This is a genomic window from Streptomyces rubradiris (assembly GCF_016860525.1).
GTDB classification, from domain to species: Bacteria; Actinomycetota; Actinomycetes; order Streptomycetales; family Streptomycetaceae; genus Streptomyces; species Streptomyces rubradiris.
Genome location: NZ_BNEA01000015.1, coordinates 5,200,162 through 5,225,981, shown reverse-complemented (window position 1 = coordinate 5,225,981; position 25,820 = coordinate 5,200,162). Strand labels below are relative to the sequence as shown.

General features: G+C 71.4%; 23 protein-coding genes and 2 pseudogenes. 16 read left to right on the top strand and 9 right to left on the bottom strand.

The genetic code is table 11. The features are described 5' to 3' along the window. Window positions 1-300: 300 nt before the first annotated feature. The 6 genes and pseudogenes from Srubr_RS36500 to Srubr_RS36470 all read left to right on the top strand — a co-directional run. On the top strand, window positions 301-1,326 hold the full coding sequence (locus Srubr_RS36500) for a LacI family DNA-binding transcriptional regulator (RefSeq protein WP_189995597.1): 1,026 nt from the start codon (window positions 301-303) through the stop codon (window positions 1,324-1,326). Then, complete coding sequence (locus tag Srubr_RS36495; RefSeq protein WP_189995599.1) at window positions 1,323-2,873, top strand: sugar ABC transporter ATP-binding protein; 1,551 nt, start codon at window positions 1,323-1,325, stop codon at window positions 2,871-2,873. Before Srubr_RS36500 ends, Srubr_RS36495 begins: the two co-directional genes overlap by 4 nt. After that, window positions 2,863-4,812, top strand: a complete 1,950-nt coding sequence (locus tag Srubr_RS36490; RefSeq protein WP_189995601.1) for an ABC transporter permease/substrate-binding protein — start codon at window positions 2,863-2,865, stop codon at window positions 4,810-4,812. Before Srubr_RS36495 ends, Srubr_RS36490 begins: the two co-directional genes overlap by 11 nt. A 79-nt stretch (window positions 4,813-4,891) precedes the next feature. Further along, window positions 4,892-5,794: a ribokinase gene (locus Srubr_RS36485; RefSeq protein ID WP_189995603.1), complete on the top strand. Its 903-nt coding sequence runs from the start codon at window positions 4,892-4,894 to the stop codon at window positions 5,792-5,794. Next, complete coding sequence (gene rbsD, locus Srubr_RS36480; protein WP_189995613.1) at window positions 5,791-6,180, top strand: D-ribose pyranase; 390 nt, start codon at window positions 5,791-5,793, stop codon at window positions 6,178-6,180. Before Srubr_RS36485 ends, rbsD begins: the two co-directional genes overlap by 4 nt. Before the next feature lie 2,126 nt (window positions 6,181-8,306). Further along, window positions 8,307-8,381: pseudogene (locus tag Srubr_RS36470) on the top strand (D-ribose pyranase); the annotation flags it as partial. Here Srubr_RS36470 and Srubr_RS36465 read toward each other — a convergent pair. Next, a complete protein-coding gene (locus Srubr_RS36465) occupies window positions 8,378-8,980 on the bottom strand; it encodes a GNAT family N-acetyltransferase (RefSeq protein WP_189995618.1) in 603 nt (200 codons plus the stop codon). The pseudogene Srubr_RS36470 and the gene Srubr_RS36465 overlap by 4 nt on opposite strands. 39 nt (window positions 8,981-9,019) lie before the next feature. Further along, the gene (locus Srubr_RS36460; protein ID WP_189995619.1) at window positions 9,020-9,325 is read right to left on the bottom strand and encodes a hypothetical protein; all 306 of its coding nucleotides are present in this window, start codon (window positions 9,323-9,325) and stop codon (window positions 9,020-9,022) included. A gap of 328 nt (window positions 9,326-9,653) precedes the next feature. Here Srubr_RS36460 and Srubr_RS36455 point away from each other — a divergent pair, with 328 nt between their 5' ends. From Srubr_RS36455 to Srubr_RS36440, 4 genes and pseudogenes are all read left to right on the top strand, one after another. After that, window positions 9,654-10,478: a helix-turn-helix domain-containing protein gene (locus Srubr_RS36455; RefSeq protein ID WP_189995620.1), complete on the top strand. Its 825-nt coding sequence runs from the start codon at window positions 9,654-9,656 to the stop codon at window positions 10,476-10,478. After that, window positions 10,459-10,695: a DUF397 domain-containing protein gene (locus Srubr_RS36450; protein ID WP_373319218.1), complete on the top strand. Its 237-nt coding sequence runs from the start codon at window positions 10,459-10,461 to the stop codon at window positions 10,693-10,695. Before Srubr_RS36455 ends, Srubr_RS36450 begins: the two co-directional genes overlap by 20 nt. A gap of 89 nt (window positions 10,696-10,784) precedes the next feature. Further along, on the top strand, window positions 10,785-11,327 hold the full coding sequence (locus Srubr_RS36445) for a nucleotidyltransferase domain-containing protein (protein ID WP_189995622.1): 543 nt from the start codon (window positions 10,785-10,787) through the stop codon (window positions 11,325-11,327). Between the two features lie 36 nt (window positions 11,328-11,363). Then, window positions 11,364-12,496 (top strand): annotated as a pseudogene (locus Srubr_RS36440) (IS630 family transposase). Here Srubr_RS36440 and Srubr_RS36435 read toward each other — a convergent pair. Continuing rightward, on the bottom strand, window positions 12,461-12,934 hold the full coding sequence (locus Srubr_RS36435) for an Rrf2 family transcriptional regulator (protein ID WP_189996010.1): 474 nt from the start codon (window positions 12,932-12,934) through the stop codon (window positions 12,461-12,463). The pseudogene Srubr_RS36440 and the gene Srubr_RS36435 overlap by 36 nt on opposite strands. Window positions 12,935-13,061: 127 nt before the next feature. On the opposite strand from Srubr_RS36435, the gene Srubr_RS36430 reads away from it, so the two are divergent. Further along, window positions 13,062-13,817, top strand: coding sequence for an SDR family NAD(P)-dependent oxidoreductase (locus tag Srubr_RS36430; protein ID WP_189995623.1), 756 nt, complete (start codon window positions 13,062-13,064; stop codon window positions 13,815-13,817). Between the two features lie 3 nt (window positions 13,818-13,820). Here Srubr_RS36430 and Srubr_RS36425 read toward each other — a convergent pair whose 3' ends face one another. After that, a complete protein-coding gene (locus Srubr_RS36425) occupies window positions 13,821-14,249 on the bottom strand; it encodes an ArsI/CadI family heavy metal resistance metalloenzyme (protein ID WP_189995624.1) in 429 nt (142 codons plus the stop codon). Window positions 14,250-14,328: 79 nt separating this feature from the next. Between Srubr_RS36425 and Srubr_RS36420 the strand changes: the two genes are divergently transcribed. From Srubr_RS36420 to Srubr_RS36410, 3 genes are read left to right on the top strand one after another with little or no spacing between them, the layout of a single operon-like run. Next, the gene (locus Srubr_RS36420) at window positions 14,329-14,736 is read left to right on the top strand and encodes an ArsR/SmtB family transcription factor (protein ID WP_189995625.1); all 408 of its coding nucleotides are present in this window, start codon (window positions 14,329-14,331) and stop codon (window positions 14,734-14,736) included. Further along, the gene (gene arsB / locus Srubr_RS36415) at window positions 14,733-15,830 is read left to right on the top strand and encodes an ACR3 family arsenite efflux transporter (RefSeq protein ID WP_189995628.1); all 1,098 of its coding nucleotides are present in this window, start codon (window positions 14,733-14,735) and stop codon (window positions 15,828-15,830) included. The genes Srubr_RS36420 and arsB overlap by 4 nt, the downstream gene beginning before the upstream one ends. Continuing rightward, window positions 15,823-16,245: an arsenate reductase ArsC gene (locus Srubr_RS36410; protein WP_189995629.1), complete on the top strand. Its 423-nt coding sequence runs from the start codon at window positions 15,823-15,825 to the stop codon at window positions 16,243-16,245. Before arsB ends, Srubr_RS36410 begins: the two co-directional genes overlap by 8 nt. Window positions 16,246-16,542: 297 nt before the next feature. Here the strand turns inward: Srubr_RS36410 and Srubr_RS36405 are convergent, their stop codons facing one another. The 5 genes from Srubr_RS36405 to Srubr_RS36385 all read right to left on the bottom strand — a co-directional run bounded on the left by Srubr_RS36405 (window position 16,543) and on the right by Srubr_RS36385 (window position 23,309). Continuing rightward, complete coding sequence (locus tag Srubr_RS36405; protein ID WP_189995632.1) at window positions 16,543-17,163, bottom strand: hypothetical protein; 621 nt, start codon at window positions 17,161-17,163, stop codon at window positions 16,543-16,545. Between the two features lie 235 nt (window positions 17,164-17,398). After that, the gene (locus tag Srubr_RS36400; protein WP_189995634.1) at window positions 17,399-20,080 is read right to left on the bottom strand and encodes a type 1 periplasmic-binding domain-containing protein; all 2,682 of its coding nucleotides are present in this window, start codon (window positions 20,078-20,080) and stop codon (window positions 17,399-17,401) included. A 99-nt stretch (window positions 20,081-20,179) separates the two neighbouring features. Further along, window positions 20,180-21,013: a sugar phosphate isomerase/epimerase family protein gene (locus Srubr_RS36395; protein WP_189995636.1), complete on the bottom strand. Its 834-nt coding sequence runs from the start codon at window positions 21,011-21,013 to the stop codon at window positions 20,180-20,182. Further along, entirely contained in the window at window positions 21,010-22,161 is a 1,152-nt protein-coding gene (locus Srubr_RS36390; RefSeq protein WP_189995638.1) for a dihydrodipicolinate synthase family protein, read from the bottom strand. Before Srubr_RS36390 ends, Srubr_RS36395 begins: the two co-directional genes overlap by 4 nt. Further along, on the bottom strand, window positions 22,158-23,309 hold the full coding sequence (locus tag Srubr_RS36385) for a Gfo/Idh/MocA family protein (RefSeq protein ID WP_189995640.1): 1,152 nt from the start codon (window positions 23,307-23,309) through the stop codon (window positions 22,158-22,160). The genes Srubr_RS36390 and Srubr_RS36385 overlap by 4 nt, the downstream gene beginning before the upstream one ends. A 208-nt stretch (window positions 23,310-23,517) precedes the next feature. Between Srubr_RS36385 and Srubr_RS36380 the strand changes: the two genes are divergently transcribed. Continuing rightward, a complete protein-coding gene (locus Srubr_RS36380) occupies window positions 23,518-24,567 on the top strand; it encodes a LacI family DNA-binding transcriptional regulator (protein ID WP_189995642.1) in 1,050 nt (349 codons plus the stop codon). A 368-nt stretch (window positions 24,568-24,935) separates the two neighbouring features. Next, window positions 24,936-25,736 carry a sugar phosphate isomerase/epimerase family protein gene (locus Srubr_RS36375; RefSeq protein WP_189995644.1) on the top strand — a complete coding sequence of 267 codons (801 nt, stop codon included), beginning with the start codon at window positions 24,936-24,938 and terminating at the stop codon, window positions 25,734-25,736. The last annotated feature ends 84 nt before the right edge of the window (window positions 25,737-25,820 follow it).

Below are 25,820 nucleotides of genomic sequence, written 5' to 3'. Positions count from 1 at the left end.
CAGATGCGCGGCAAATGAGTGAACGCGGCGTCTGGGCAACGTTACGGAGAGCTTTTTTTCATTTCTGTCATTCCGTCTGCGTGCGCATCCGCACTCCGCCCACCCGCACCTCCGCTGCTCCTGCGTGCGCGGTCGCGGCCCACGGCGGGGCCGGCCTCGCCGGTGCCGGTCCGCCGCCCGGCCGTCACGGTCACGATTGGGTTTCGGCCCGCCCTGACCTCTTGCTCCCGCCCCGTGTAATCGTTTCCAATCCTCGTACCGCAAGGATGTAATCGATTCCACGAGGAGGTGGAGCCGGCGATGGCGAGCATCAAGGATGTCGCCGCTTCGGCGGGGGTCTCGGTGGCCACCGTGTCACGCGTGCTGAACGGCCATCCGTCCGTCAGCGCCGACGCCCGGCAGCGGGTGCTGGCCGCCGTGGCCTCCCTCGGGTACCGGCCGAACGCCGTCGCCCGGTCCTTGCGGACCGATCAGACCCACACCCTCGGCCTGGTCATCAGCGACGTGCTGAATCCCTACTTCACCGAGCTGGCGCGGGCCGTCGAGGAAGAGGCCCGCGCGCTCGGGTACAGCGTCATCATCGGGAACGCCGACGAGCGGCCCGAGTTGCAGGACCACCACGTGCGGAATCTGCTGGACCGGCGGATCGACGGGCTGCTCGTCTCCCCCACCGACGGCGGGTCGCCGCTCATGCTCGACGCCGCTCGGGCCGGGACCCCGATGGTGTTCGTCGACCGGTGGATCCCCGGCGTGGACGTTCCCGTCGTACGGGCCGACGGGCGGGCCGCCGTGCGGGATCTCGTGGCGCACCTGTACGGGCTCGGGCACCGGCGGCTCGCCATCATCGCCGGGCCCGCCGCCACCACCACCGGCAGTGAGCGCGTCGAGGCCTTCCGGGCCGCCCTCGCCGAGTACGGGCTGCCGTTGCCCGACGCCCGCATAGGCCAGGGCGACTTCCAGGCCGAGAGCGGCCGGCGGGTCACCGAGGGCTTCCTGGATCTGCCCGAGCCGCCCGACGTCGTCTTCGCCGCCGACAACCTGATGGCGCTCGGCGCGCTGGACGCCGTACGCGCCCGTGGTCTGCGGGTGCCCGACGACATCGCGCTGGCCGCGTTCGACGACATCCCGTGGTTCGTGCACACCGATCCGCCGGTCACCGCCATCGCCCAGCCCACCGGCGAGCTGGGGCGGGCCGCCGTACGCGCGCTGGTCGACCGGATCGAGGGGCGTACCCCGCGCTCCGTGACGCTGCCCGCCCGGCTCGTCGTACGCCGCTCGTGCGGTGAGCCTCCCACCCCCTCCCCAGTGCAAAGGAGCACGACGTGAGCGACCCGGACGAGTTGCTGCGCATCGAGGGCATACGGAAGACCTTCCCCGGCGTGGTCGCGCTCGACGGCGTCGACTTCGATCTGCGCCGGGGCGAGGTCCATGTGCTGCTCGGTGAGAACGGGGCCGGCAAGAGCACGCTGATCAAGATGCTCTCCGGTGCCTACACCCCCGACGCCGGCCGGATTCTCGTGGGCGGTGAGGAGGTGCGTGTCCACGGGGCGCAGGACGCCGAACGGCTCGGGATCGCCACCATCTACCAGGAGTTCAACCTGGTGCCGGATCTGACCGTCGCCGAGAACATCTTCCTGGGGCGGCAGCCGCGCCGCTTCGGGATGATCGACCGGAAGCGGATGGAGGACGACGCCGCGACGCTGCTGAAGCGGGTCGGGGTCGATGTGTCGCCCCGGGCGCGGGTGCGGGACCTCGGGATCGCCCGGCTCCAGATGGTCGAGATCGCCAAGGCGCTCAGCCTGAACGCGCGCGTGCTCATCATGGACGAGCCGACCGCCGTGCTCACCTCGGAGGAGGTGCAGAAGCTCTTCACCATCGTGCGGGGGCTGCGCGCCGACGGCGTGGGCATCGTGTTCATCACCCATCACCTGGAGGAGATCGGCGCCCTCGGCGACCGGGTCACCGTCATCCGGGACGGGAAGAGCGTCGGGCAGGTGCCCGCCTCCACCCCCGAGGACGAACTCGTCCGGCTGATGGTGGGGCGGTCCATCGAGCAGCAGTATCCGCGGGAGCGGGCCGAGAAGGGCGCCCCGCTGCTGTCCGTGGAGGGGCTGGGCCGGGACGGCGTCTTCCATGACGTGAGCTTCGAGGTGCACGCCGGTGAGGTCGTCGGCATCGCGGGGCTGGTGGGCGCCGGGCGGACCGAGGTCGTGCGGGCAGTGTTCGGTGCCGACCCCTATGGCCGCGGGGTCGTACGGGTCTCCGGTACCGAGCTGCGGCGGCATGACGTGAACGCCGCCATGGACGCCGGGATCGGGCTCGTGCCGGAGGACCGCAAGGGGCAGGGGCTGGTGCTGGACGCCTCCGTCGAGGAGAACCTGGGGCTGGTGACGCTGCGCGCGGCCACCCGGGCGGGGCTCGTGGACCGCAAGGGCCAGCGGGCCGCCGCCGGGCGGATCGCCGGGCAGCTCGGGGTGCGCATGGCGGGCCTCGGGCAGCCGGTGCGGACGCTGTCCGGCGGCAACCAGCAGAAGGTCGTCATCGGCAAGTGGCTGCTGGCCGACACCAAGGTGCTGATCCTCGACGAGCCGACGCGCGGGATCGACGTCGGCGCCAAGGTCGAGATCTACCAGTTGATCAACGAACTGACGGCCGCCGGTGCCGCCGTGCTGATGATCTCCAGCGACCTGCCCGAGGTGCTCGGCATGAGCGACCGGGTGCTGGTGATGGCCCAGGGCCGGATCGCCGGCGAACTCTCCGCGGACCAGGCGACGCAGGACGCGGTGATGTCCCTCGCCGTCTCCACCCCCACCACCGAGAAGACCGACACCGAGAACCCCGAGACCGACAAGGAGGCCACCCGTGGCCACTGACACGCTCAAGAGCCGGTCGGGCGCGAGTGGCGCCCCGGGCGGCCTGCGCCGGCTGCTGCTCGACAACGGCGCGCTCACCGCGCTGATCGTCCTCGTCATCGCCCTGTCGGCGCTCTCGGGTGACTTCCTGACCACGGACAACCTGCTGAACATCGGTGTGCAGGCCGCCGTGACGGCCATCCTCGCCTTCGGTGTGACGTTCGTGATCGTCTCCGCGGGCATCGACCTGTCCGTGGGGTCGGTGGCCGCGCTGTCGGCGACCATGCTGGGCTGGAGCGCCACCTCGCACGGGGTGCCGGTCGCGCTCGCGGTGGTCCTGGCGGTCGCCACGGGTGTCGTCGCCGGTCTGGTGAACGGTTTCCTCATCGCCTACGGCAAGCTGCCGCCGTTCATCGCGACGCTGGCCATGCTGTCGGTGGGCCGCGGTCTGGCGCTGGTGATCTCGCAGGGCTCCCCCATCGCGTTCCCCGGCTCGGTCTCCCACCTCGGGGACACCCTCGGCGGCTGGCTGCCGGTGCCGGTGCTGGTCATGGTGGTGATGGGGCTCGTCGCCGCCGTCGTGCTCGGGCGGACGTACATCGGCCGGTCCATGTACGCGATCGGCGGCAACGAGGAGGCCGCGCGGCTGTCGGGCCTCAGGGTCAAGCGGCAGAAGCTCGCGATCTACGCGCTGTCCGGGCTGTTCGCCGCCGTCGCGGGCGTGGTGCTGGCCGCCCGGCTGTCCTCGGCGCAGCCGCAGGCCGCCGACGGCTACGAGCTGGACGCCATCGCCGCCGTCGTCATCGGCGGTGCCTCGCTGGCGGGCGGCACCGGCAAGGCGTCCGGCACGCTGATCGGCGCGCTGATCCTGGCGGTGCTGCGCAACGGGCTGAACCTGCTGTCCGTCTCCGCGTTCTGGCAGCAGGTCGTCATCGGTGTGGTGATCGCGCTGGCGGTGCTGCTGGACACCGTGCGCCGCAAGGCCGGTGCCGCCCCGGTGGCCGCCGGGGCGGGCGGCCCGAAGGGCAAGCAGGCGGTGACGTACGGGCTGGCGGCCGTGGTCACCGTGGCCGTGGTCGGCGCGACCTCGCTGCTGCACGGCGGTTCGTCGTCGTCGGCGAACCCGCGGCTGGGCCTGTCCCTGTCCACCCTCAACAACCCGTTCTTCGTGCAGATCCAGTCCGGCGCGCGTGCCGAGGCCAAGAGGCTGGGCGTGGAACTGTCCGTCACCGACGCCCAGAACGACGCCTCCCAGCAGGCCAACCAGCTCCAGAACTTCACCAGTACGAACCTGGACGGGATCATCGTCAACCCGGTGGACTCGGACGCGGCGGGCAACTCGGTGAAGGCCGCGGGCAAGGCGGACATCCCGGTGGTCGCCGTGGACCGGGGCGTCAACCACGCCTCGGTGGCCACCCTGGTGGCGTCCGACAACGTGGCCGGCGGTGAGCTGGCCGCGAAGACCGTCGCCGAGAAGCTGGGCGGCACCGGCAAGATCGTCATCCTCCAGGGGCAGGCGGGCACCTCGGCGGCGCGCGAGCGGGCGGCCGGGTTCGCCAAGGGCCTGAAGGCCTACCCGGGCATCCGGGTGCTGGCCCAGCAGCCCGCCGACTTCGACCGCACCAAGGGGCTGGACGTGATGTCGAACCTGCTCCAGGCCCACCCGGACGTGCAGGGCGTCATCGCCGCCAACGACGAGATGGCCCTCGGCGCGATCAAGGCGCTCGGTTCCAAGGCGGGCAAGTCGGTGCAGGTCGTCGGCTTCGACGGCACCCCGGACGGGCTGACGGCGGTCAAGGGCGGCACGCTGTACGCGTCGGTCGCCCAGCAGCCCTCGCAGCTGGGCCGGATCGCCGTGGACAACGCCCTGAAGGCGGTCCGGGGCGAGAAGGTGGCGCCGACGGTGAAGGTGCCGGTGAAGGTGGTCACGAAGGACAACGTGGCCGGTTTCACCGGCTGACGGACCACAGCGGGCGGGCGGTTCCGGGAGGTGCTTCCGGGGCCGTCCGCCCGAGGTCATCTCTCAGGGGAGTCAACTCATGTACGACTACGACCTGCTGGTCGTGGGTTCGGCCAACGCGGACCTGGTGATCGGCGTCGAGCGGCGGCCGGCCGCGGGCGAGACGGTGCTCGGCGGCGATCTGGCCGTGCACCCGGGCGGCAAGGGCGCCAACCAGGCGGTGGCGGCGGCCCGGCTGGAGGCGCGTACGGCCCTGCTGGCGCGGGTCGGTGACGACGGCCACGGCCGGCTGCTGCTCGACTCCCTGCGCGCGGCCGGGGTGGACACGGTGGGGGTGCTGGTCGGCGGCGCCCCGACGGGCGTCGCGCTGATCACCGTGGACCCGTCCGGGGACAACAGCATCGTGGTGTCGCCGGGCGCCAACGGGCGGCTGCGGCCGGAGGACGTGCGGGCGGCGGGCGGCCTGTTCCACGCCTCCCGGGTGGTGTCGGCGCAGCTGGAGATCCCGCTGGAGACGGTCGTGGAGGTGGTGCGGAACCTGGCGCCGGGCAGCCGCTTCGTGCTGAACCCGTCCCCGCCGCGCGAACTGCCGGCGGAGGTGCTGGCGGCCTGCGACCCGCTGATCGTGAACGAGCACGAGGCCCGGGTGCTCCTCGGGGACGCCCGGGTGGGCGACGACCCGGCCGACTGGGCCCGGCTGCTGCTGGCCAAGGGGCCGCGTTCGGTGGTGGTCACGCTGGGCGCGCGCGGGGCGCTGGTGTGCGACGGCTCGGGGACGGCCCTGGTGCCGTCGGTGAAGGTGGACGCGGTGGACACGACCGGCGCGGGTGACGCGTTCACCGCCGCGCTGGCCTGGCGGCTGGGCGCGGGCGCGGGCCTGGCGGAGGCGGCGGCGTACGCGGCCCGGGTGGGCGCGGCGGCCGTGACGCGGCGGGGCGCGCAGGAGTCGTACCCGACGGCGGCGGAGGTCGAGGCGCTGTGAAGAAGACGGGCATTCTGAACCGGCACCTGTCCGGTGCGCTGGCCGAACTCGGCCACGGGCACGGAGTGTTGGTGTGCGACGCGGGCATGCCGATACCCGACGGGCCCCGGGTCGTGGACCTGGCGTTCCGGGCCGGGGTGCCGTCCTTCGCCGAGGTCCTGGACGGCCTGCTGGCCGAGCTGGTGGTGGAGGGCGCCACGGCGGCGGAGGAGGTCCGCACGGCCAACCCGGCGGCGACGGCCCTGCTGGAGGGCCGTTTCCCCGACTTGGCCTACGTGCCGCACGAGCGCCTGAAGGAGTGGTCGGCCGGGGCCCGGCTGATCGTCCGCACGGGCGAGGCCCGACCGTACGCGAACGTGCTGCTGCGGTGCGGGGTGTTCTTCTAGGGGCGCAGCATGGCCTGGACAAGCCTCGCCCCGTGACGCTCCTGCCACAACGGCCGATCTCCCGCAGGGGTCCGGCGATCACCCTCACAGTCATAGTTGTGATGCGCCGGTTGCCGATGACGAGCGCACGGGTCGAACTCTCCATCACCCGACCGTGATCAGCATCGACGCTCGACGTCTCATCGCTGCTTACCGTCGACGAGCCCGTTGAGGTTCTCTACGGAAGTTCCGACGGGCCGGGGCAGGGGAGCTGATCCAGCCGGCGTCCGCCAGCCTTTCTGCGGCAGGGTGAGCTGACGGCCGTCGCGCTTGGGGGTCCGGACAGCGGTGTGACTGCCGATACCAGGCACTCAGGCGAACCCGCGGATTTCCGGCAAGCCGACGTGCTTCGCGGTACGGCCCCGCCGGCCTGTCGCCGGTTTTCGGCACCGTTCGTGTTGCCCGGAAAGCCGCGCCGATCTCCTCGAAGGACGCTGCGCTCGGCCTGGACGGACCAGCGAGAGGGCCAAACGGGCGACGCCGGGGCGCTGCGGAGGTTCGAGGTCTGCGCCGCGCGAGTGATATCTGACGGCACGCCCGGTGTCATTGCCGGGGTTCACGCGGGCCACGATGCAGGGTCCAGGCGAAAGAGTGATTCGTATGACAATCATCTGAATTCGGAGGTTTGTGCATGCCCACCCCGATGCCCCCTTATGCGATCGGCCCCCGCGCCAGAGCCACCATCGTCCTCACCGTCCTCGCCGCGTCAGGCGCATCGTGGGTGGCCGCCCCGGACGCGGCGGCCAACGGGGACAACGGCGACGCAGCCCTCGCGGCTGCGGGCGCGGCGTGGGCGCAGGTCTCACGCGGACAGAGCTATGGGGCCTACTGGGCGGGCTATGGGGTGAATGGAGTTGGCCCTGGCGGTCCGGGAGGACCAGGTGGCCCGGGGGGTCCGGGCTTCCCCGGCATCCCGGGCATTCCCGGAGGACCAAATGGCCCCGGGGTTCCAGGCGTTCCCGGTGCCCCTGGCGGGCCCGGGGCACCAGGGTTCCCCGGAGGTCCGGGCACTCCCGGAGGACCAGGCGGCCCCGGCGGCCCCGGATTCCCCGGAGGACCGGGCATTCCCGGAGGACCAGGCGGCCCCGGCATTCCAGGGTTCCCCGGAGGACCAGGCATTCCCGGAGGACCAGGCGGCCCCGGCGGCCCCGGATTCCCCGGAACACCAGGCACTCCCGGAGGACCAGGCGGCCCCGGCATTCCAGGGTTCCCCGGAGGACCGGGCACTCCCGGAGGACCAGGCGGCCCCGGAGGACCGGGCACTCCCGGAGGACCAGGCGGCCCCGGCGGCCCCGGATTCCCCGGAACACCAGGCACTCCCGGAGGGCCAGGCGGCCCAGGGGCACCGGGATTCCCCGGCATTCCCGGAGGACCAGGCGGCCCCGGGGCACCGGGATTCCCCGGCATTCCCGGAGGACCAAATGGTCCCGGCGGCCCAGGGGCCCCAGCATTCCCTGGAGGTCCGGGAGGTCCGGGAGGTCCGGGAGCACCAGGCGGCCCGGGAGGGCCAGGGGGCCCGGGAGCACCAGGCGGCCCGGGAGGGCCAGGGGGCCCGGGAGGGCCAGGGGGCCCGGGAGGGCCAGGGGGCCCGGGAGGGCCAGGCAGACCTGGAGACCCGGGAGGGGCAGGCGTACCAGGCACTGCCGGGGGGCCAGGCGGCCCTGAAACTGCGAGCTTCTTTGGAAGGCCAGGGGACCCCGGGGGACCAGGGGACCCCGGCCTTCCAGGCGGTCCGGGGGCTTCAGGCGGGTCAGGACAAGGTGACCACGGCGGCCCGCGGGGCGGTGTGCGCGCGGGCGGCGGCGGCCTCGCCGACACGGCCGCCGCGTACTCCCCGGTGGTCGCCGCGGGGACCGTGGGCCTGGTCGCGGTCGGCGTCGCTGTGTACATCCGGCTCCGCCGTCGGTCGGATGGCACCGCTTAGACGGCACGGGCCCTGGTACCGGACCCGCGCCTTATGGGTCGACACACCCAGCCGCTCGACAGCCGCGCTCCCCTGCTCTCCGCGACGCGCTTGACCTCCCGCAGGAATTTCGTGAGCTGCCGGGCGAGGTAGTGCAGTTCCATCCGCCAACCCGAGCTGCACGCGCCCGATCGTGCGTACGGGCGAGGCACACCCGTACGCGAACGTGCTGCTGCTGCTGTGCGGGGTGTTCTTCTAGCGGCCGGACGGATCACTTCCGTTACCAGGGCGCACGCGACCTCCGGTCGCTGCGCCTTCCGGCCTGATGCGGGCGTACTGCTCCGACGACAGCTCGAAGACCCGGACCCGCCGGTCACTGACGGGGGTCACGGTCTCACGTTCCAGGCGCATCCCCAGCTTGGCAGTGATCCGTTCGGAGGCGTCATTGCCCACTTGAACGATGCTGAGAATCCGCTCCAGTCCCAGTTCCTCGAACCCGAACCGCACGGCGGCCGCGCCGGCCTCGGTGGCCAGGCCCTGCCCCCAGTGGGCACGACCCAGCCGCCAGCCGACCTCGACCGCGGGCAGTACCTCCGGCAGGAAGCCGGGCACCGAGAGGCCGGCGAACCCGGCCAGCTCACCGGTGGCCCGGACCTCCACGGCGAACAGACCGAAGCCTCGTGTCTCCCACTCGCTCTCCCAGGCCCGGACCTTGTCGCGCGTCTGCTGTGCGTCGAGGACGCTGCCGTCACGGATCCACCGCATGACCTCGGGGTCGGCGTTGACGGCGGCCATGGGCCCGATGTCCTCCTCGCGCCAGCGGCGCAGGACCAAACGGGGAGTCTCCAGCGTGATCATCAGGTCATTCTGGATCAGGGGCAGGCGGCCCCGCCATCCTCAACCGCCGCTCGACAGCCGCGCTCCCCTGCTCTCCGCGACGCGCTTGACCTCCCACAGGGATGTGGCCAGCTGCCGGGCGAGGTAGTGCAGTTCCCGGTCCGTCAGGCGGTGTGCGGTGAGGAGTTCGGCCGCGTGGTCGATCAGCTCTTCCGCCATCCCGAGCTGCACGCTCTCGATCTGGTCCGCGAGCCGGGACACGTACCCAGTGCCGTCGCCCAGCACATAGCAGGGCTTGCCCCCGTCACCGGTCCACGGCAGCAGGCGCCCGTCCGCCGACGGGTCGTCGTACGTCCGGTCGTTCATGCGTAGGTCTCCACCAAGTCGAGATACGGCCGGACGAGCGGGCTGTCCTCCCCGCGTAGGGGTGCCTCGCCCCTGCGGTACGCCGTGGGAGCGCCGACGTACGGGCACGAGTACGGGGACACGTCCGCGTACGGCGGGGGTGTGACCGGCCTACGGCGCCGACGCGACGGCCTGACCAGCCGGGCCAGGAGACGAACCATGCCGACCTGCTTTCTCACCTGCGGTGACTGCGTTGTGTGCTGATTTCCTCACAGAGTGGGGTCGGTTGTGGCTACGCTGCCAGGGGCGGGGGGTTGACATTGCGCCTGTCACCAAGGGAGTTGGCCGGATGAGCGTTGTCCGCAGGCCGAAGACGCCGCGCGAGAAGTACGGGGAAGAGCTGAGGCTGCGCCGCATCGCGGCCGGGCTCACCCAGGAGCAACTGAGCGAGATCGTGGTCTGCTCGCCGACGCTGATCAGTCACTGGGAGGCGGGGAGACGGCTTCCCAAGCCGGATGACGCCCGTCGGATCGACCAGGCGTTGGGGACGGACGGGTTTTTCGAGAGGTGGCTGCAAGACCTCGAGTCGAAATACACCGATCACTTCGCCGCAGTAGCGGAGCTGGAGCAACAGGCGTCCCTGATGCAGCAGTTCGCGCTAACGCTGGTCCCTGGAACGCTCCAGACCGACGAGTACGCAGGCGCCCTCTTCCGCGCCTACCGGCCGAACTACACGGCCGAGGAGCTTGAAGAGTTCGTTGTCATCCGAACAAAGCGGCGCCGCATCCTCGATGGACCCTCGCACCCTGTCGTCTGGACGCTGCTCGACGAGGCTGTGCTTCGACGCCGGGTCGGCGGCCCACAGGTCATGGCCAAGCAGTTGCACCGGATTGCCGACATGGCCGAGGCTGGGCGGCTACGGCTGCATGTTCTGCCGTACGAGGTGGGAGCACATGCACTCATGCAGAGTCTGCTCACTCTCATGGCCTTCGATGACTCCGCTCCCGTGGCCTACGTAGAGGGCTTCCAGAGTGGGAACTTGATGGATGATCCGGCGCTGGTGAGCGGCTGCCAGACCGCCTACTCTCTGGCTCTGAGCGACGCGTTGTCGCAACAGGAGTCACTGGCCCTCGTCAGGGCGGCAGCAGAGGAACATGCGCATGGTCAGCAGTGAGCACACCGTCCCCGACTCGTCCAGCATCACCGGTTGGTACAAGTCCAGCTACAGCGGCGGTGATCAGGGTGAGTGTCTCGAAGTCGCCCGCGGCCACGCTCACGTACCCGTCCGCGACAGCAAAGCCGTCACCGGGCCCGCCGTACTCTTCTCCCTGGACGGTTGGACCTCATTCGTAACCGCCGTCAAGAAGGGTCAGCTCCTACTCGGCCAGTAAAGCTAGTGCCGCATCAGGCAACGTTCGCCCGTTCTTGCAGTCGGAAATTGAGCTGCTGCGGCCGGGATTGCCGCATAGCCTGCTCGGCTGTGGACAGTGAGCGCAGTGCTCGGCAGCTTCGGCTGATCGGCGAGACGGTGGAGATCTCGAAAGCCCTCGGTGTGGAGGTGTGGCTCCGCGGGGGTTGGGCCATGGACTTCTTCATCGGCGAGGTCACCCGTGACCATGTGGACATCGACTGGTTCGCCTGGGCGGAGGATGCTCCTGCTCTGACCGAGGGCCTGCTGCGTTCCGGCTATGCGCCTCTGTCCGGGCCGCCTGCCGATCAGCAGCTCGATTTCTGCAAGCAGGGCGTGGAGAGCAGCTTCGCTCTCTTGAGCAAGGACCGGTTCGGGCGCGTTGTGGTCGCTGGCGGTCCCTGGGCTGGGGAGGTGTGGCCGGAGGGCATGCTCGATGCTTCTGTTGGCTGTATCGGGGTGCTGCGGTGCCGGATCATCAGTCCGCGCGCCCAGATCGAGATCAAGCAGATGATGCCGGTCTGGGTTCCGGGTCGGCCCCGCCGCAGGAAGGACACCGAGGACATCACCCGGCTGGAAGCGGCCCTGCGAGAGCAGGGCACCCGCCCGGCATGAGGGAGTGGACACGCGTGCAGCCGCTAACGTCTGTGCGTGGCAGAACGGGTGTGCTTACGCGAGATCGATGACGACGAGGGCTGGCGGCTGCTGAGGATCATTCGCCGCGGCTCCGGCTCAATGGTGACCTGGCGGCGCGCGCAGATGGTGCTGCTGTCCGCGCAGGGCATGCCGGTTGCGAAGATCGCCGAGGTGACGTTCACCAGCGCGGACCGGGTCCGGGGCGTGATCCACGACTTCAATGCCGACGGCTTCGAGGCGCTCTACCCGAAGTACAAGGGCGGCCGGCCCAGGACATTCACCCTGCCCGAGCGGCGTGAGATCAAGAAGATCGCCAAGTCCAAGCCGTCCGAACACGGCCTGCCGTTCTCGACCTGGAGTCTGGCCAAGCTGGCCGACTTCCTGGTCGCCGAGGGGGTGGTCGACGACATCAGCCACGAGGGCCTTCGGGTCCTGCTCCGTGAGGAGGGCGTGTCCTTTCAACGCATAAAGACGTGGAAGACCTCCCGCGACCCCGACTACGCCGCCAAGAAGGCCCGTGTCGAGCACCTCTACGCGGTCGCTGACGATGAGGTCATACCCGAGGACGGTGAGCCCGAAGTCGTGTTCTGCCTGGACGAGTTCGGTCCGCTCAACCTCCAGCCCTACCCTGGCCGGCAGTGGGCAGAGCGCGGAGGACGGCACAAGGACCCCGACCGGGAGCCGAGACCTCGCCGGCGGGCGACCTACACCCGCCCGCACGGGGTCCGGCACCTGTTCGCCGCCTACGATCTGGCCCGGGACAAGCTCTACGGACCATCAAGCCCAAGAAGAACCGCACAAGGTTCCTGGAGTTCTGTCGGTACCTGCGCAGCCTCTACCCGGCCGACATCCGGATCGCGATCGTGCTCGACAACTTCTCCCCGCATCTGACCACGAAGAAGGACACCCGGGTCGGTGACTGGGCGGCGGCCAACAACGTCGAATTTGCCTACACACCGACAAACAGCTCCTGGCTCAACCGCATCGAGGCCCAGTTCACCGCCCTGCGCTACTTCGCACTGGACGGGACCGACCATGCCAGCCACAAGGAGCAGGGCAGCATGATCCGCCGCCACATCATCTGGCGGAACAAGCACGCCGCCGACGAACGGCTACGTGAAGTAATCGACAGGGCGAGCGTTGCCTGATGCGGCACTAGATGCCGCGAGTACGTCCCGGATTACGTCCTCGAGCGTGACGCGGGCCAGTTCGCGTCTCAGAGTCTCCTCGATGCCCTCGTAGATGCTCCGCATCGTCGGCTGGATGGCGCGGCCCACCACGCATCCCTGGTCCGGGGTGGCACGGTGCATCGCGAAGAGAGGGCCGGGTTCCACCGCCTCGTACACGTCGAGCAGGGTCATCGACGACGGCTCGCGCGCCAGCGACCAGCCCGCGCCCACGCCCCGCCGGGACTCCACGAGCCCGGCCCTGCGCAGCTCGCCGAGCAGCCGCCTGATCACCACGGGGTTGGTGTTCGCGCTGGTCGCGATCTGCTCGGAGGTGGCGACCTCGTGGCCATGGCGCTGATAGAGCCCGATCCATGCCAGCGCGTGCGCGGCGATGGTCAGCCTGCTGTTGGCGCTCATGGCCTTCTCCTCCCGACCGCAACGTCTCATGTTACGACGGCACAGTCGTAACAGCTTTGGTTGCGACCAACGGTCGTAACAACTAATGTTTCGACTGCCAGGAGGGTCAATCAGCGAGGTGAGAAGCATGAGCAAGCCACTCATGGGCAAGGTCGCCCTGGTCACCGGCGGGTCGCGCGGACTGGGGGCCGCGACCGTGCGGCTGCTGGCCGAGCAGGGCGCCGACGTCGCCTTCACCTACGTCAGCTCCGAGGAGCAGGCGCGGGCCGTCGCCGACGAGGTGCTCGGCAAGGGAGCCAAGGCCGTCGCCTTCCGGTCCGACCAGGCGGACACGAGCCGGGCACCGGCCCTGATCGATGACGTGGTCGCGCACTTCGGCGGGCTGGACATCCTCGTCAACAACGCGGCGATCTCGGTGGAGCAGGGCCGCAGGGTGGACGACCCGGACGCCGACACCGCCGCACTGGACCGGATGCACGCCACCAACTACCTCGGCGTGATCGCCGTCATCCGGGCCGCCTCCCGGGTGATGCGCACGGGCGGTCGCGTCATCACGGTGAGTTCCGGCCTGGGCTCCCGCGTCGGCGCCCCCGGACTCGCCGACTACGCGGCGACCAAGGCCGGGATCGAGCGGTACACCATGGGCGTCGCCCGCGACCTCGGACCCCGGAACATCACGGCCAACGTCGTGGAGGCCGGACTGATGGAGGGCGGCATGCAACCGCCGGACCCCGAGACCCTCGACGCCCTGCTGAACTCGCTGGCCCTGCGACGCATGGGGCACCCCGACGAGATCGCCGCGGCGATCGCCTTCCTGGCGAGCCCCGCCGCGTCGTACGTCACGGGCGCGGTGCTGGACGCCCATGGCGGCTACAACGCCTGAACTTCAGCGGACCGGGCAGCAGTCGTCGTCGCTCGGCCCGGTCCGGGCGCTCTCGCCGAGGGTGTCGGCGTCGGCCTTGACGACGTAGACCTCCCAGGGCTCCCGGCCGGGGCCGTGGACCCAGACCTTGTCCTGGAGGGCGTAGCAGCAGGAGGTGTCGTTCTCCTCGAACGTGGCCAGGCCGGCGTCCTTGAGGCGTTCGGTCGCCGCGGTGACCTGGCCGGCGGACTCGACCTCGACGCCGAGATGATCCAGGCGGGTGTCCTGGCCGGGCTCGCCCTGGATGAGGACGAGCTTGAGCGGGGGTTCGGCGATGGCGAAGTTGGCGTACCCCTCGCGCCGCTTGGCCGGTTCGGTACCGAACAGCTTCGAGTAGAAGGTGATCGACGCCTCCAGGTCGCTGACACGCAGGGCGAGCTGAGCGCGGGACATGGCGGTACTCCCATCCGCTTGGATTGATATCCGTCGATGCAACATTGCGGGCTGGATCGAAGGCTGTCAACATAGACGTATGTCGAAGCAAGAGCTTGTGGTGGTCGAAGCAACCGGCGGCGCCGACGCGTGCTGCCCGGGGCTGCTGACCGCTCCGCTGGACGAAGAACAGGCCGTCGACCTGGCGAAAGTCTTCAAGGCGCTCGGTGATCCGGTCCGGCTGCGGCTGCTGTCGATGATCGCCTCGAAGGCGGGCGGGGAGGTGTGCGTGTGCGAGCTGACCCCGGCCTTCGACCTGTCGCAGCCGACCATCTCGCACCACCTCAAGCTGCTGCGGCAGGCCGGTCTGATCGACTGCGAGCGGCGCGGGACGTGGGTGTACTACTGGCTGCTGCCGGAGACGACCGATCGGCTGGCGGGCATCCTGTCGCGCCCCGGCGGCACTCCGGTGTCCGACCGTGGCGAGAGGGCCGGTGCCGGCTCATGAGCACTGCCGCGCCTGAACGGAGCGTGGCCGGACGGCTGTCGTTCCTGGACCGCTACCTGGCCGTGTGGATCCTCGCCGCCATGGCCGTGGGCCTCGGCCTCGGCCGTCTGGTGCCGGGGCTCGGCGACGCGCTGGCCACCGTGACGGTGAGCGGGGTGTCCCTGCCGATCGCGCTGGGCCTGCTCGTGATGATGTACCCGGTGCTGGCCAAGGTCCGCTACGACCGGCTCGGCACCGTGACGCGGGACCGGCGCCTGCTGCTGCCCTCGCTGCTGCTGAACTGGATCATCGGTCCGGCGCTCATGTTCGCGCTGGCCTGGCTGTTCCTGGCGGACCTGCCCGAGTACCGCACCGGGCTGATCATCGTCGGTCTCGCCCGCTGCATCGCCATGGTCGTCATCTGGAACGACCTGGCCTGCGGACACCGGGAAGCGGCGGCCGTCCTGGTCGCGCTCAACTCCGTGTTCCAGGTGATCGCGTTCTCCGCGCTCGGCTGGTTCTACCTCCAGGCCCTGCCCGGCCTGCTCGGCCTGGAACAGACCGGACTCGACGTGTCCGTGTGGGAGATCGCCCGCAGCGTGCTGGTCTTCCTCGGCATCCCGCTCGCGGCCGGCTACCTGACCCGCCGCGTCGGCGAGAAACTCAAGGGCCGATCCTGGTACGAGGCGGAACTGATCCCGCGCATCGGCCCGTTCGCCCTGTACGGCCTGCTGTTCACGATCGTCCTCCTCTTCGCCCTCCAGGGCGACGCCATCACCGGCCGGCCGCTCGACGTGGCCCGCATCGCGCTGCCGCTGCTGGTCTACTTCGCGCTCATGTGGGCGGGGTCCATGCTGCTGGGCCGGGCCGTCGGACTCGACCACCCGCGGGCCACCACGCTCGCCTTCACCGCCGCGGGCAACAACTTCGAGCTGGCCATCGCCGTGGCCATCGCCACCTTCGGCGCCTCCTCGGGACAGGCCCTGGCCGGCGTCGTCGGACCGCTCATCGAAGTACCCGTACTGATCGGACTGGTCCACGTGGCCCTGTACGCGCGCCGCTACTTCGCCAGTCCGACCGCCCCCACACCGCAGGAAGAGCCCACCCGTGCCTGACACCCCGCGACAACCGTCGGTGCTGTTCGTCTGCGTCCACAACGCCGGACGCTCGCAGATGGCCGCCGCCTTCCTCACCCACCTCGCCGGTGACCGCGTCCAGGTGCGCTCCGCGGGTTCCGCCCCCGCCGGCACGGTCAATCCGGCCGTGGTCGAAGCGCTCGCCGAGGTCGGTATCGACATCTCCGCCGAGGTGCCCAAGGTGCTGACCGTGGAAGCCGTACAGGCTTCCGACGTCGTCATCACCATGGGCTGCGGCGACACCTGTCCCGTCTTCCCCGGCAAGCGCTACCTCGACTGGCGGCTCCCCGACCCGGCCGGCCAAGGCGTCGACGCCGTCCGCCCCATCCGCGACGAGATCGAAGAACGCGTCCGCGCCCTGATCACCGAGATCGCACCACCGGCCCGCGCGTGAACGGCACCCTGGACGTCGTGCTCCAGTAGTGCTCAGGACGGCCGGGCGGCGGTGACGAGGTGACGTGATGGTGCCGGCCGCGCCGCCGGGTGCGGACCCGCGTCGGCGATGCGGATCGTGTCGCCGGCAGTGGCCTTGCCAAGCAGCTCCTGGAACCCGGTGCGGCTGAGGCACAGGACCCGGCCGGACGGTGCCGGGCCCTCGTACACCGGGGTGCCGGCGGCCGGCAGCGGGGCCGAGGCGCGCTTCCGCCGGGCGGCGGTCTGCTCGTCCGCCGAGTGCCGCGGGTGCAGCCGGTCAGCCGCGGTCCCCCTCCGGGCCGGTCTTCGCCAGCCGGGCGATCCGCGCGGCGGCCTGTCCGATCGTCGACGCCTCGACGCGCAGCGACTCGGTGTCGGGGGAGCCCCTGTCCAAGCCGTCGGTGACGTCCGAGAGCAGTGCGGCGATGTCCTGGAGGAGGGTGGCGAGGTCCCCCAGCGCGCCGGGAACGTCTCCCTGTTCCAGGCGCTCCTCGGCACTGGCGTAGGGGTCGGCGGGCAGCAGGTCCCGGCGGACGGCCACGGCTGCCTGGACGTCCGGGGTGCTGTCGAAGGGGATGCACACCGTCCCGAGCTCCAGACCGGGCTCCATGGAGGCGTCCTCGGTCTCGTCGGCCGTGTCCACCCAGACGATGCGTGGGGTGACGGTGAGGAGCTGCTGCTTCAGGCGTTCGTCCGGGTCCCAGCGGACGTGCTCGTCGAGCCAGAGGGGCAGCTCCGGAGGGAGGTGCGCGAGCAGCCTCGCGAGGGCGCCGACGCTGCCGAGCATCGGGTGGGCCGCGACGGTGGTGGCCAGGTGCCGTTCTTCATCGGGGACGGGCGTCTTGCCGGGGCCGAGAGCACGGTCGGTGGGGATCGGCTGGCGGTGGGTGTCGGACATGGGCGTTCCCTCGGATGGGCCGGGCCGGGGTGCATCCGGCGTCGATGACACCCTAGAAGTGCTTCGTCAGGGTCTGGGCCGGGGTCTGGTTCTGCTGGTCGGCTCACGCGCTTCTTCCGGGTGTCGGCGGTGCGAGAGGGTTCCGGCCGCCGGGTCGTCCCCCAGGACCCAGCGGCCGTCGATCCGCTCCAGCGGACCCGGCTTGTCGGTCATGACCTTCACCACCGCTCCGGAATCACTGATCGGTCGGGCACTCGTACTGCCGGTCCGGCCCCCAGCGGGTGTAATCATTCGCCGGTGTGAGGTCGAAGGCCCCGCAGACGAGGACGGGTACGGGGTTGCCCCTGTCGAAGTGGCGGAGGATGATCACCGGCTTGTCCTGGGGGTCGGCGTCACCGGGGAGGTAGCGGAGTGCTCCGCTCGCTCCTACTCGGTTTATCCCGTTGTGGAGCGTGTTCTGGACGAGTTCGCTGGTCACCGTCTGATCACCGGTGGCCACGGTGGAAGCCGCCTTGGCCATGAGGCTGATCGCGTCCCGGCCCTGGGCGGCGTGGCCGTCGTTGCTCCACAGATCGTTCTTCCACGTGGACGCGTATTCCTCGCTGAATTCCGTCGCCGTCTGGGTGCGCCGTTTGTCGCCCACGGGCAGGGCGTGCGCGGTGTGATAAAGCCGCAGCCGGTCACCGCCGGGGAATTCACCGGCGAGGGCGGCGTTGGTCAGTTCGTTGCCGCCGAGTACGGTCAGGTGCCGGCTGCTGCAGGCGGTGCCCTGGTTGAACTCCTTGAGGAACGTCCTGAAGTCCTCTGCCCGTGCCGCCCAGTACAGCAGGGTCCGGTCGCCTTTGCGCAACTGGGAGCAGACGGCTGTGGCGACCTGGGAGATGTCGCCGGTGCTGAAGTCGGGGGTCTGCGCCGGGACGGCGGACGCGTTCGTCTGGTAGTAGGCCACGTTGTAGGGGCGGGCGCGGGTGAGCTTCTCGAACTGCGCGCCGAATTGTTCGCCCAGTTCGTTGCTGTACAGGTCGCTGGGGTCCCGTACCACCACCGCGGCCCGCGCCGTGTGGCAGTCGCGGGAGTCGTTCCCGATGATCGCCCCGTACTTGACGAAGGCGGCCTCCACGGCGGTTTCCCGGCTGTTGACCGGAGAGACGCGATGGACGAACCCGGAGTTGCGGCTGGGAAGCATGGCGTTGGCCGTCGAGGTGCTGATGATCACCGGAATCCTCGCCGCGGTCAGCTCGGCGATCGCCTTCCTGCTTTCCTCCCGGCTTTCCGAGAACCCCACCACGCCGATGACGTCCCGGTCTTCGGCGGCCTTCCGGACGATCTGTCGCGCCACATCGGCGGCGTGCTCGAACCGCACACCCGCGTCCCGCGCGTCGACCTTCAGCCAGACCCCGTGTTTCATATCGCTCTGGGCGGTCCTGTTCGCCTCCCGCTGGCCCAGGGCGATACCGCGGAGCTCCGGAAGTCCCGAGCCGAACCGGGTGTTGCCGCGGCTCGCCCCCAGATAGACGACCGTACGCACGTGCCCGGCGGGTGCCGTCTCGTCGACCCGGCGGTTCTCCTCGGTGATCATCCGGCGGGCCTGCGCGTATTCCTCGGGTGAGGCGGGGGACGCGGGGACCGGCGGTGCGGACGCCCCCGAGGTCCAGTCCCCGCCGAGGCACGGCGTGAGACTGTGTGCGCGGGAGGGAGCGTGTCCGCGAGAAGGGGCACCTGTCAGCACCAGCCAGGCGGTCACACTCAACGCGGCGGCCAACGCCGTGACCTCGATGGCCAGTTCACCCCCGGCCCGGGCGACCGGCCGGAAATACGGCACCGGCAAGGGAGGCACCCGCACTCCGTGCTCGGGGAGCTTTTCCGACAGGCGTGCCGTCTGCCGCTCGGGCGTGCGCTGCGGCCTCCACCGCGCGGCGACATCGGCGAGGCTCCTCGTGCCCTCGCCCCTCATGCCCGCCACCAGGACGACCGACGCGTAGGGAATCACCGCGCAGGCGTCCTCGTACGCCTTCAGGCAACGGTCGAAGACCTCCCGCTGACCGTTGCCGGCGGGAGGTGACAGCAGCACGACACACCGGGTCCTCCGGCGCCGGCGGTAGGGCCGCAGCCGCCCGGGACGGTTGGCGTGCCGCAGGTCCGACAGCAGCGCGGCCCACATCGCCCGCTCCATCAGCTCGGCCCTCTCGTGGCCCTCGGCGTCGCGCAGGCGACGACGCCAGGCGATGGCCGTGTCGAAGAACCGCCCGGCCTCCGGGTGCGCCTCCCTGCCCCGCGCGAAGGCCCACCAGGGAAACCTCTTCGCCTGGCGCAGCAGCCGCCGGTCGCGGCGGAGCGTCCACAACCACCGGGGCAGGAAGTAGAACAGCGGTACGGGGAGCAGGATGAAGAGGAAGTCCCGCAGTCCCCGGCCGGCGCCGAGGTCCGGCTGCTGTCCTCCGGCCAGCCAGCGCAACGCCATGAGACCTTTGTGACAGTCGCACAGCCTTTCGTACGCGTAGTCGCGGAGCCTGACGGCGGGTTCCTTGGCCCCGTCCGGGCCTGCGTCGGGGTCCCACTTGAGCAGGCTCCTCAGCAGCGCGACCTCGGGCAGCCGCAGCCGCCCGACGCCGTTCAGCTCCGCGCTTTCCAGCTGGTCGATCACCTCGTCGCACACGGTCCGGTCCGGCCCGGCGACGAGCCGGCCCGGCTCGATCAGCGCGTGCCGGGCCCCTCTGTGCGCGGCATCGGGGCACACGTACGCCGCCAGTTCCCTGATCGCGACGGCAGCGGCATCCGGATCACCTCCCGCGGCCCCGTCATCGCACAGCACCACCGCGGGTAACGCGCCCTGTCGCTCCGTGCGGTGGATCCGCCGGGGCTCGGGCCTCACCGCGGCCTTGAACGCCTCGACGAATCTCGTTCCCTCTTCAGGCATGGCCCACCAAGTCCCCCGACAACCAATGGTGTTGGCGGACCATACTCCGTTACCACCCCGCGCCCAATCCCCCGGAGGGGTCGTACGGGAGTGGCCCTGTCAGATCACATGCGCGAGGAAACGCTCGGCCGTCTCCGCCAGTACCTCCCGCCCGTCCCGTGCCCACAACTCCTCGTTGAACAACTCCACTTCGATGGGCCCGGTGTAGCCGGCCGACTCTACGTAGCCCTTCCATTCGCGCATGTCGATCGCGCCGTCGCCGATCTGGCCGCGGCCGTTGAGGACGCCCTCGGGGAGGGGGGTGGTCCAGTCGGCGAGCTGGAAGGTGTGGATGCGGCCCGCCGCGCCCGCGCGGGCGATCTGGGCGGGGGCCTGGTCGTCCCACCAGATGTGGTACGTGTCCACGGTGACGCCCACCTGGTCCGCCGGGAAGCGTTCGGCCAGGTCCAGGGCCTGGGTGAGCGTGGAGACCACGCAGCGGTCGGCCGCGTACATCGGGTGCAGGGGTTCGATGGCGAGGCGTACGCCGCGTTCGGCCGCGTAAGGGGCCAGGACGGCCAGGACGTCGGCGATGCGTTCGCGGGCGCCGCGCAGGTCCTTGCTGGGCGCCGGGAGGCCGCCCGAGACCAGGACGAGGGTGTCCGTGCCGAGCGCGGCGGCCTCCTCGATGGCCGCGCGGTTGTCGGCCAGGGCCCCGGCCCGCTCGGCCGGACCGGTCGCCGTGAGGAAGCCGCCCCGGCACAGGGTCGTCACCGTCAGGCCCGCGTCGCGGACCAGCTTGGCGGTCGCCTCCACGCCGTACGCCCGGACCGGCTCCCGCCACAGGCCCACGTTGCCGATGCCCAAGCGGGCGCAGGCGTCGGCCAGTTCGGGGAGGGAGAGCTGCTTGACCGTCATCTGGTTGACGGAGAAGCGGGCGAGGCCGGGGTTCATCGGGTCACTCCGTACAGCGACAGCAGGGTCCTCATGCGTTCCTCGGCCAGTTTCGGGTCGGGGAACAGGCCCAGGGTGTCGGCGAGTTCGTAGGCGCGGGCGAGGTGCGGGAGGGAGCGGGCCGACTGGAGGCCGCCGACCATCGCGAAGTGGTCCTGGTGGCCCGCGAGCCAGGCGAGGAGGACCACGCCCGTCTTGTAGAAGCGGGTCGGGGGCTGGAACAGGTGCCGGGACAGCTCCACCGTGGGGTCCAGCAGGGCGCGGAAGCCCTGGACGTCACCGGTGTCCAGGACCCGTACCGCCTGCGCCGCCAGCGGGCCCAGCGGGTCGAAGATGCCGAGCAGGGCGTGGCTGAAGCCCTGGTCGTCGCCCGCGATCAGCTCCGGGTAGTGGAAGTCGTCGCCGGTGTAGCAGCGCACGCCCTGCGGGAGGCGGCGCCGGAGGTCGACCTCGCGGCCGGCGTCCAGCAGGGAGATCTTGACGCCGTCGACCTTGTCCGGGTGGGCGGCGATGACCTCCAGGAAGGTGCCGGTGGCCGCGTCCAGGTCGGACGAGCCCCAGTAGCCCTCCAGGGCCGGGTCGAACATCGGGCCCAGCCAGTGCAGGATCACCGGCTCGGCGGCCTGGCGCAGCAGATGGCTATAGATCTCCAGGTAGTCCTCGGGGCCGCGGGCGGTGGCGGCCAGGGCGCGGGAGGCCATGACGATGGCCTGGGCCCCCGCCTCCTCGACCACGGCGAGCTGCTCCTCGTAGGCCGCGCGGATCTCGGCGAGGCTGCCGGCGGGCAGGTGGTCGGTGCCGACGCCGCAGGCGATCCGGCCGCCCACGGCACGGGCCTCCGCCGCGCTGCGCCGGATCAGTTCGGCCGCGCCCGCCCAGTCCAGGCCCATGCCGCGCTGGGCGGTGTCCATCGCCTCGGCGACGCCGAGCCCGTGGGACCACAGGTGGCGGCGGAAGGCGAGGGTGGCATCCCAGTCGACGGCGGCGGGTGAGTCGGGCGTGACGTCGGCGAGGGGGTCGGCGACGACGTGGGCCGCCGAGAAGACCGTACGGGAGGTGACGGGGGCGCCGGGCGGGAAGGCGAGCGGCTCGGTGCGGGGTTCGTAGGCGCGCAGGGTGCCGTCCGCGGCGGGGAGGTGGAGGGTCACAGCGAGATCTCCGGGACGTCGATGCGGCGGCCCTCGGCGGAGGACCTCAGGCCCAGTTCGGCGAGCTGGACGCCGCGGGCTCCGGCCAGCAGGTCCCAGTGGTAGGGGGCGTCGGCGTAGACGTGCTTGAGGAACAGCTCCCACTGGGCCTTGAAGCCGTTGTCGAACTCGGTGTTGTCGGGCACTTCCTGCCACTGGTCGCGGAAGACCTCGGTGGCGGGGATGTCCGGGTTCCACACCGGCTTCGGGGTGGCGCTGCGGTGCTGGACGCGGCAGTTGCGCAGGCCGGCCACGGCCGATCCTTCCGTGCCGTCGACCTGGAACTCCACCAGTTCGTCGCGGTGGACGCGCACGGCCCAGGAGGAGTTGATCTGGGCGACGGCGCCGCCCTCCAGCTCGAAGACCCCGTACGCGGCGTCGTCGGCGGTGGCGTCGTAGGGCTTGCCCTGCTCGTCCCAGCGCTGCGGGATGTGGGTGGTGGCCAGCGCCTGGACGGACGTCACCCGGCCGAACAGCTCGTGCAGCACGTACTCCCAGTGCGGGAACATGTCGACGACGATGCCGCCGCCGTCCTCGGCGCGGTAGTTCCAGGAGGGGCGCTGGGCGGGCTGCCAGTCGCCCTCGAAGACCCAGTAGCCGAACTCGCCGCGCACGGAGAGGATCCGGCCGAAGAAGCCGCCGTCGATGAGGCGCTTCAGCTTCAGCAGGCCCGGCAGGAAGATCTTGTCCTGGACGACGCCGTGCTTGACGCCCTTGTCGTGGGCGAGGCGGGCCAGCCGGAGCGCGCCGTCCAGGCCGGTGGCGGTGGGCTTCTCGGTGTAGATGTGCTTGCCGGCCGCGATCGCCTTGGCGATGGCCTCCTCGCGGGCGGAGGTGACCTGGGCGTCGAAGTAGATGTCGACGGACGGGTCCGCGAGGACGGCGTCGAGGTCGGTGGAGACGTGGTCGAGGCCGTGCCGGCCGGCGATGTCCCGCAGGGCGTGTTCGCGGCGGCCGAGCAGGATCGGTTCGGGCCACAGCACGGTGCCGTCGCCGAGGTCGAGTCCGCCCTGCTCGCGCAGGGCGAGGATGGACCGGACGAGGTGCTGGCGGTAGCCCATGCGCCCGGTCACGCCGTTCATGGCGATTCGCACCGTCTTGCGTGTCACGTGAGTCCCTTTCGCGGTCCGGTGTAGCAAGCGCTTTCTACAAGGGGAGAAGCTAGCCTCTCGACGTGGTCTGTACAAGACCGCGGCCGAGTTGTTCGAGGGAGCGAACAAGCGGGGGGCCTTGGCCGTAAGGTCGGCTCGGAACCAGGACACAGACCTGGTTGTCTACGAGGCCGTACGACACGACGCGTGACCGGAGGACGACGAGATGACCGTGACCCTGGCGGACGTGGCGGCCCGCGCCCAGGTCTCCCCCGCGACGGTGTCGCGCGTGCTGAACGGCAACTACCCGGTCGCCGCCGCCACCCGGGAACGGGTGCTGCGGGCGGTGGACGAGCTGGACTACGTCCTCAACGGCCCCGCCAGCGCGCTCGCCGCGGCCACCTCCGACCTGGTCGGCATCCTCGTCAACGACATCGCCGACCCCTTCTTCGGGATCATGGCGAGCGCGATCCAGGGCGAGATCGGCGGGCCGGGCGGGCGCGCCGGCGGGGAGCGGCTCGCTGTCGTCTGCAACACCGGCGGATCGCCCGAGCGGGAACTGACCTACCTGACGCTGCTCCAGCGGCAGCGGGCCGCGGCCGTGGTGCTGACCGGCGGGGCCGTGGAGGACCCGCAGCACGCGGCGGCGGTGGCGGCCAAGCTGCGGAAACTCGCGGACGCCGGGACCCGGGTGGTGCTGTGCGGGCGTCCGCCGGCGCCGGACACCGACGCCGTCGCGCTCACCTTCGACAACCGGGGCGGCGCCCGCGCGCTGACCGCCCATCTGCTCGGCCTCGGCCACCGCCGCCTGGGCTACATCGCCGGGCCCGTGGAACGTACGACCACCCGGCACCGCCTGGAGGGCCACCGGGCCGCGCTCGCGGCGGCGGGCGTCGAGGAGGACCCGCGCTGGACGGTGCACGGCCGCTACGACCGCCGGTCCGGTTACGAGGCCACGCTGGAGCTGCTGCGCCGGGACCCGTCCCTGACGGCGATCGTGGCCGCGAACGACTCCGTCGCCCTCGGCGCGTGCGCCGCGCTGCGCGAGTCCGGGCTGCGCATCCCCGAGGACGTCTCGGTGGCCGGCTTCGACGACCTTCCCTTCAGCATCGACGCGGTCCCCTCCCTGACGACGGTCCGCCTGCCCCTCGCGGAGGCGGGCGCCCGCGCGGGCCGCGTCGCGATGGGCCGCGAGGAGCCCCCGCCGGGCGGGATCGCCTCGGTGCGGGGGGAGTTGATGGTGCGGGGGTCCACGGGGGTGCCGCACGAGTCTTGAGGGCGGGCGCGTCACACCGGGGGCCGACGGGGGTGCCACGGGCGTACTGCGGCCGGTGCATGACCCTGTGGGGTGGCGCGGGGGGCCGCCTCGGTGCCGCGTACGTCCTGACGGCGGTGCGTGACCCGCGTGGTCTCGGCCCGGGGCCGGTGCACGACCCGCGTGGGTGGTGGCGCGGGGGGCCGCCTGGGTGCCGCGTACGTCGTGAGGGCGGTGCATGGCTCCCGTAGGTGGACGGTAGTACGGAGGACGCCTGAGCGCCGCGTACCTCCCGAGGCCGGTGCGTGAGCCCCGTAGGCTGACGGTACGAGGGGCCGTCCGGGCGCCCGGTGCATGAGCCCCGTAGGCAACGGGTACGCAGCGGTCTCATGAAGCTGGCGTTCTCCACTCTCGGTGTCCCCGGGCTGCCCCTCCCGGACGTCCTCTCACTCGCGACCGCGCACGGCTACCACGGGGTCGAGCTGCGGGCCCACCCGGAGGAACCGGTGCGTGCGGACCTGACCCCCGCCGAACGCGCCGGGGCCGCCGCCCTGTTCCGGTCCGCCGGGGTGGAGGTGGTGGGGCTGGCCGGGTACGCCCGAGTAGCCGCGGCGGGCGAGGACGGACCCGTACTGGCGGAGATCCGGGAGCTGCTGCGGCTGGCCCACGACCTGGGCGCGCCCTTCGTACGGGTCTTCCCCGGCGCCGGCGCGGACCTGCCCCGCGCGGAGGCGGACGCGATCGCCGCGCGCCGGCTCGGTGCCGCCGCCGAGGACGCCGCCGCGCTCGGCGTCCGGATTCTGCTGGAGACGCACGACTCGCACCGCACCGGCGCCGACGCGATCCGTATCCTCGGCCCGGTCGGGCACCGGCACGTGGGCGCGCTGTGGGACGTGCTGCACACCTGGCTGGGCGGCGAGCAGCCGGCCGACAGCCACGCGGCCCTCGCCCCGCACCTCGGCTACGTCCAGGTCAAGGACGTGGCCTCGGCCGGGGACACCACCCCGCTGCCGCTCGGCGCCGGGGCGCTGCCGCTCGCCGAGTGCGTGGACGTGCTCACCCGGCGGGACTGGGACGGCTGGCTGTGCTGGGAGTACGAGAAGCGCTGGTACGAGGAGGCGGCGCCGCTCGCCGGGCTGCTGGGCGACGGGCGGGAGTACCTGGCGCGGCTGCTGGGGGAAGCCGCCTGAGCGCGGATATTCGCTGGCGGGTGCCGGGGGCCGCGGCTACCCTCGCCCGGTGACACCGCCGCCCGGGCCCCGCGCCCGCCCCCG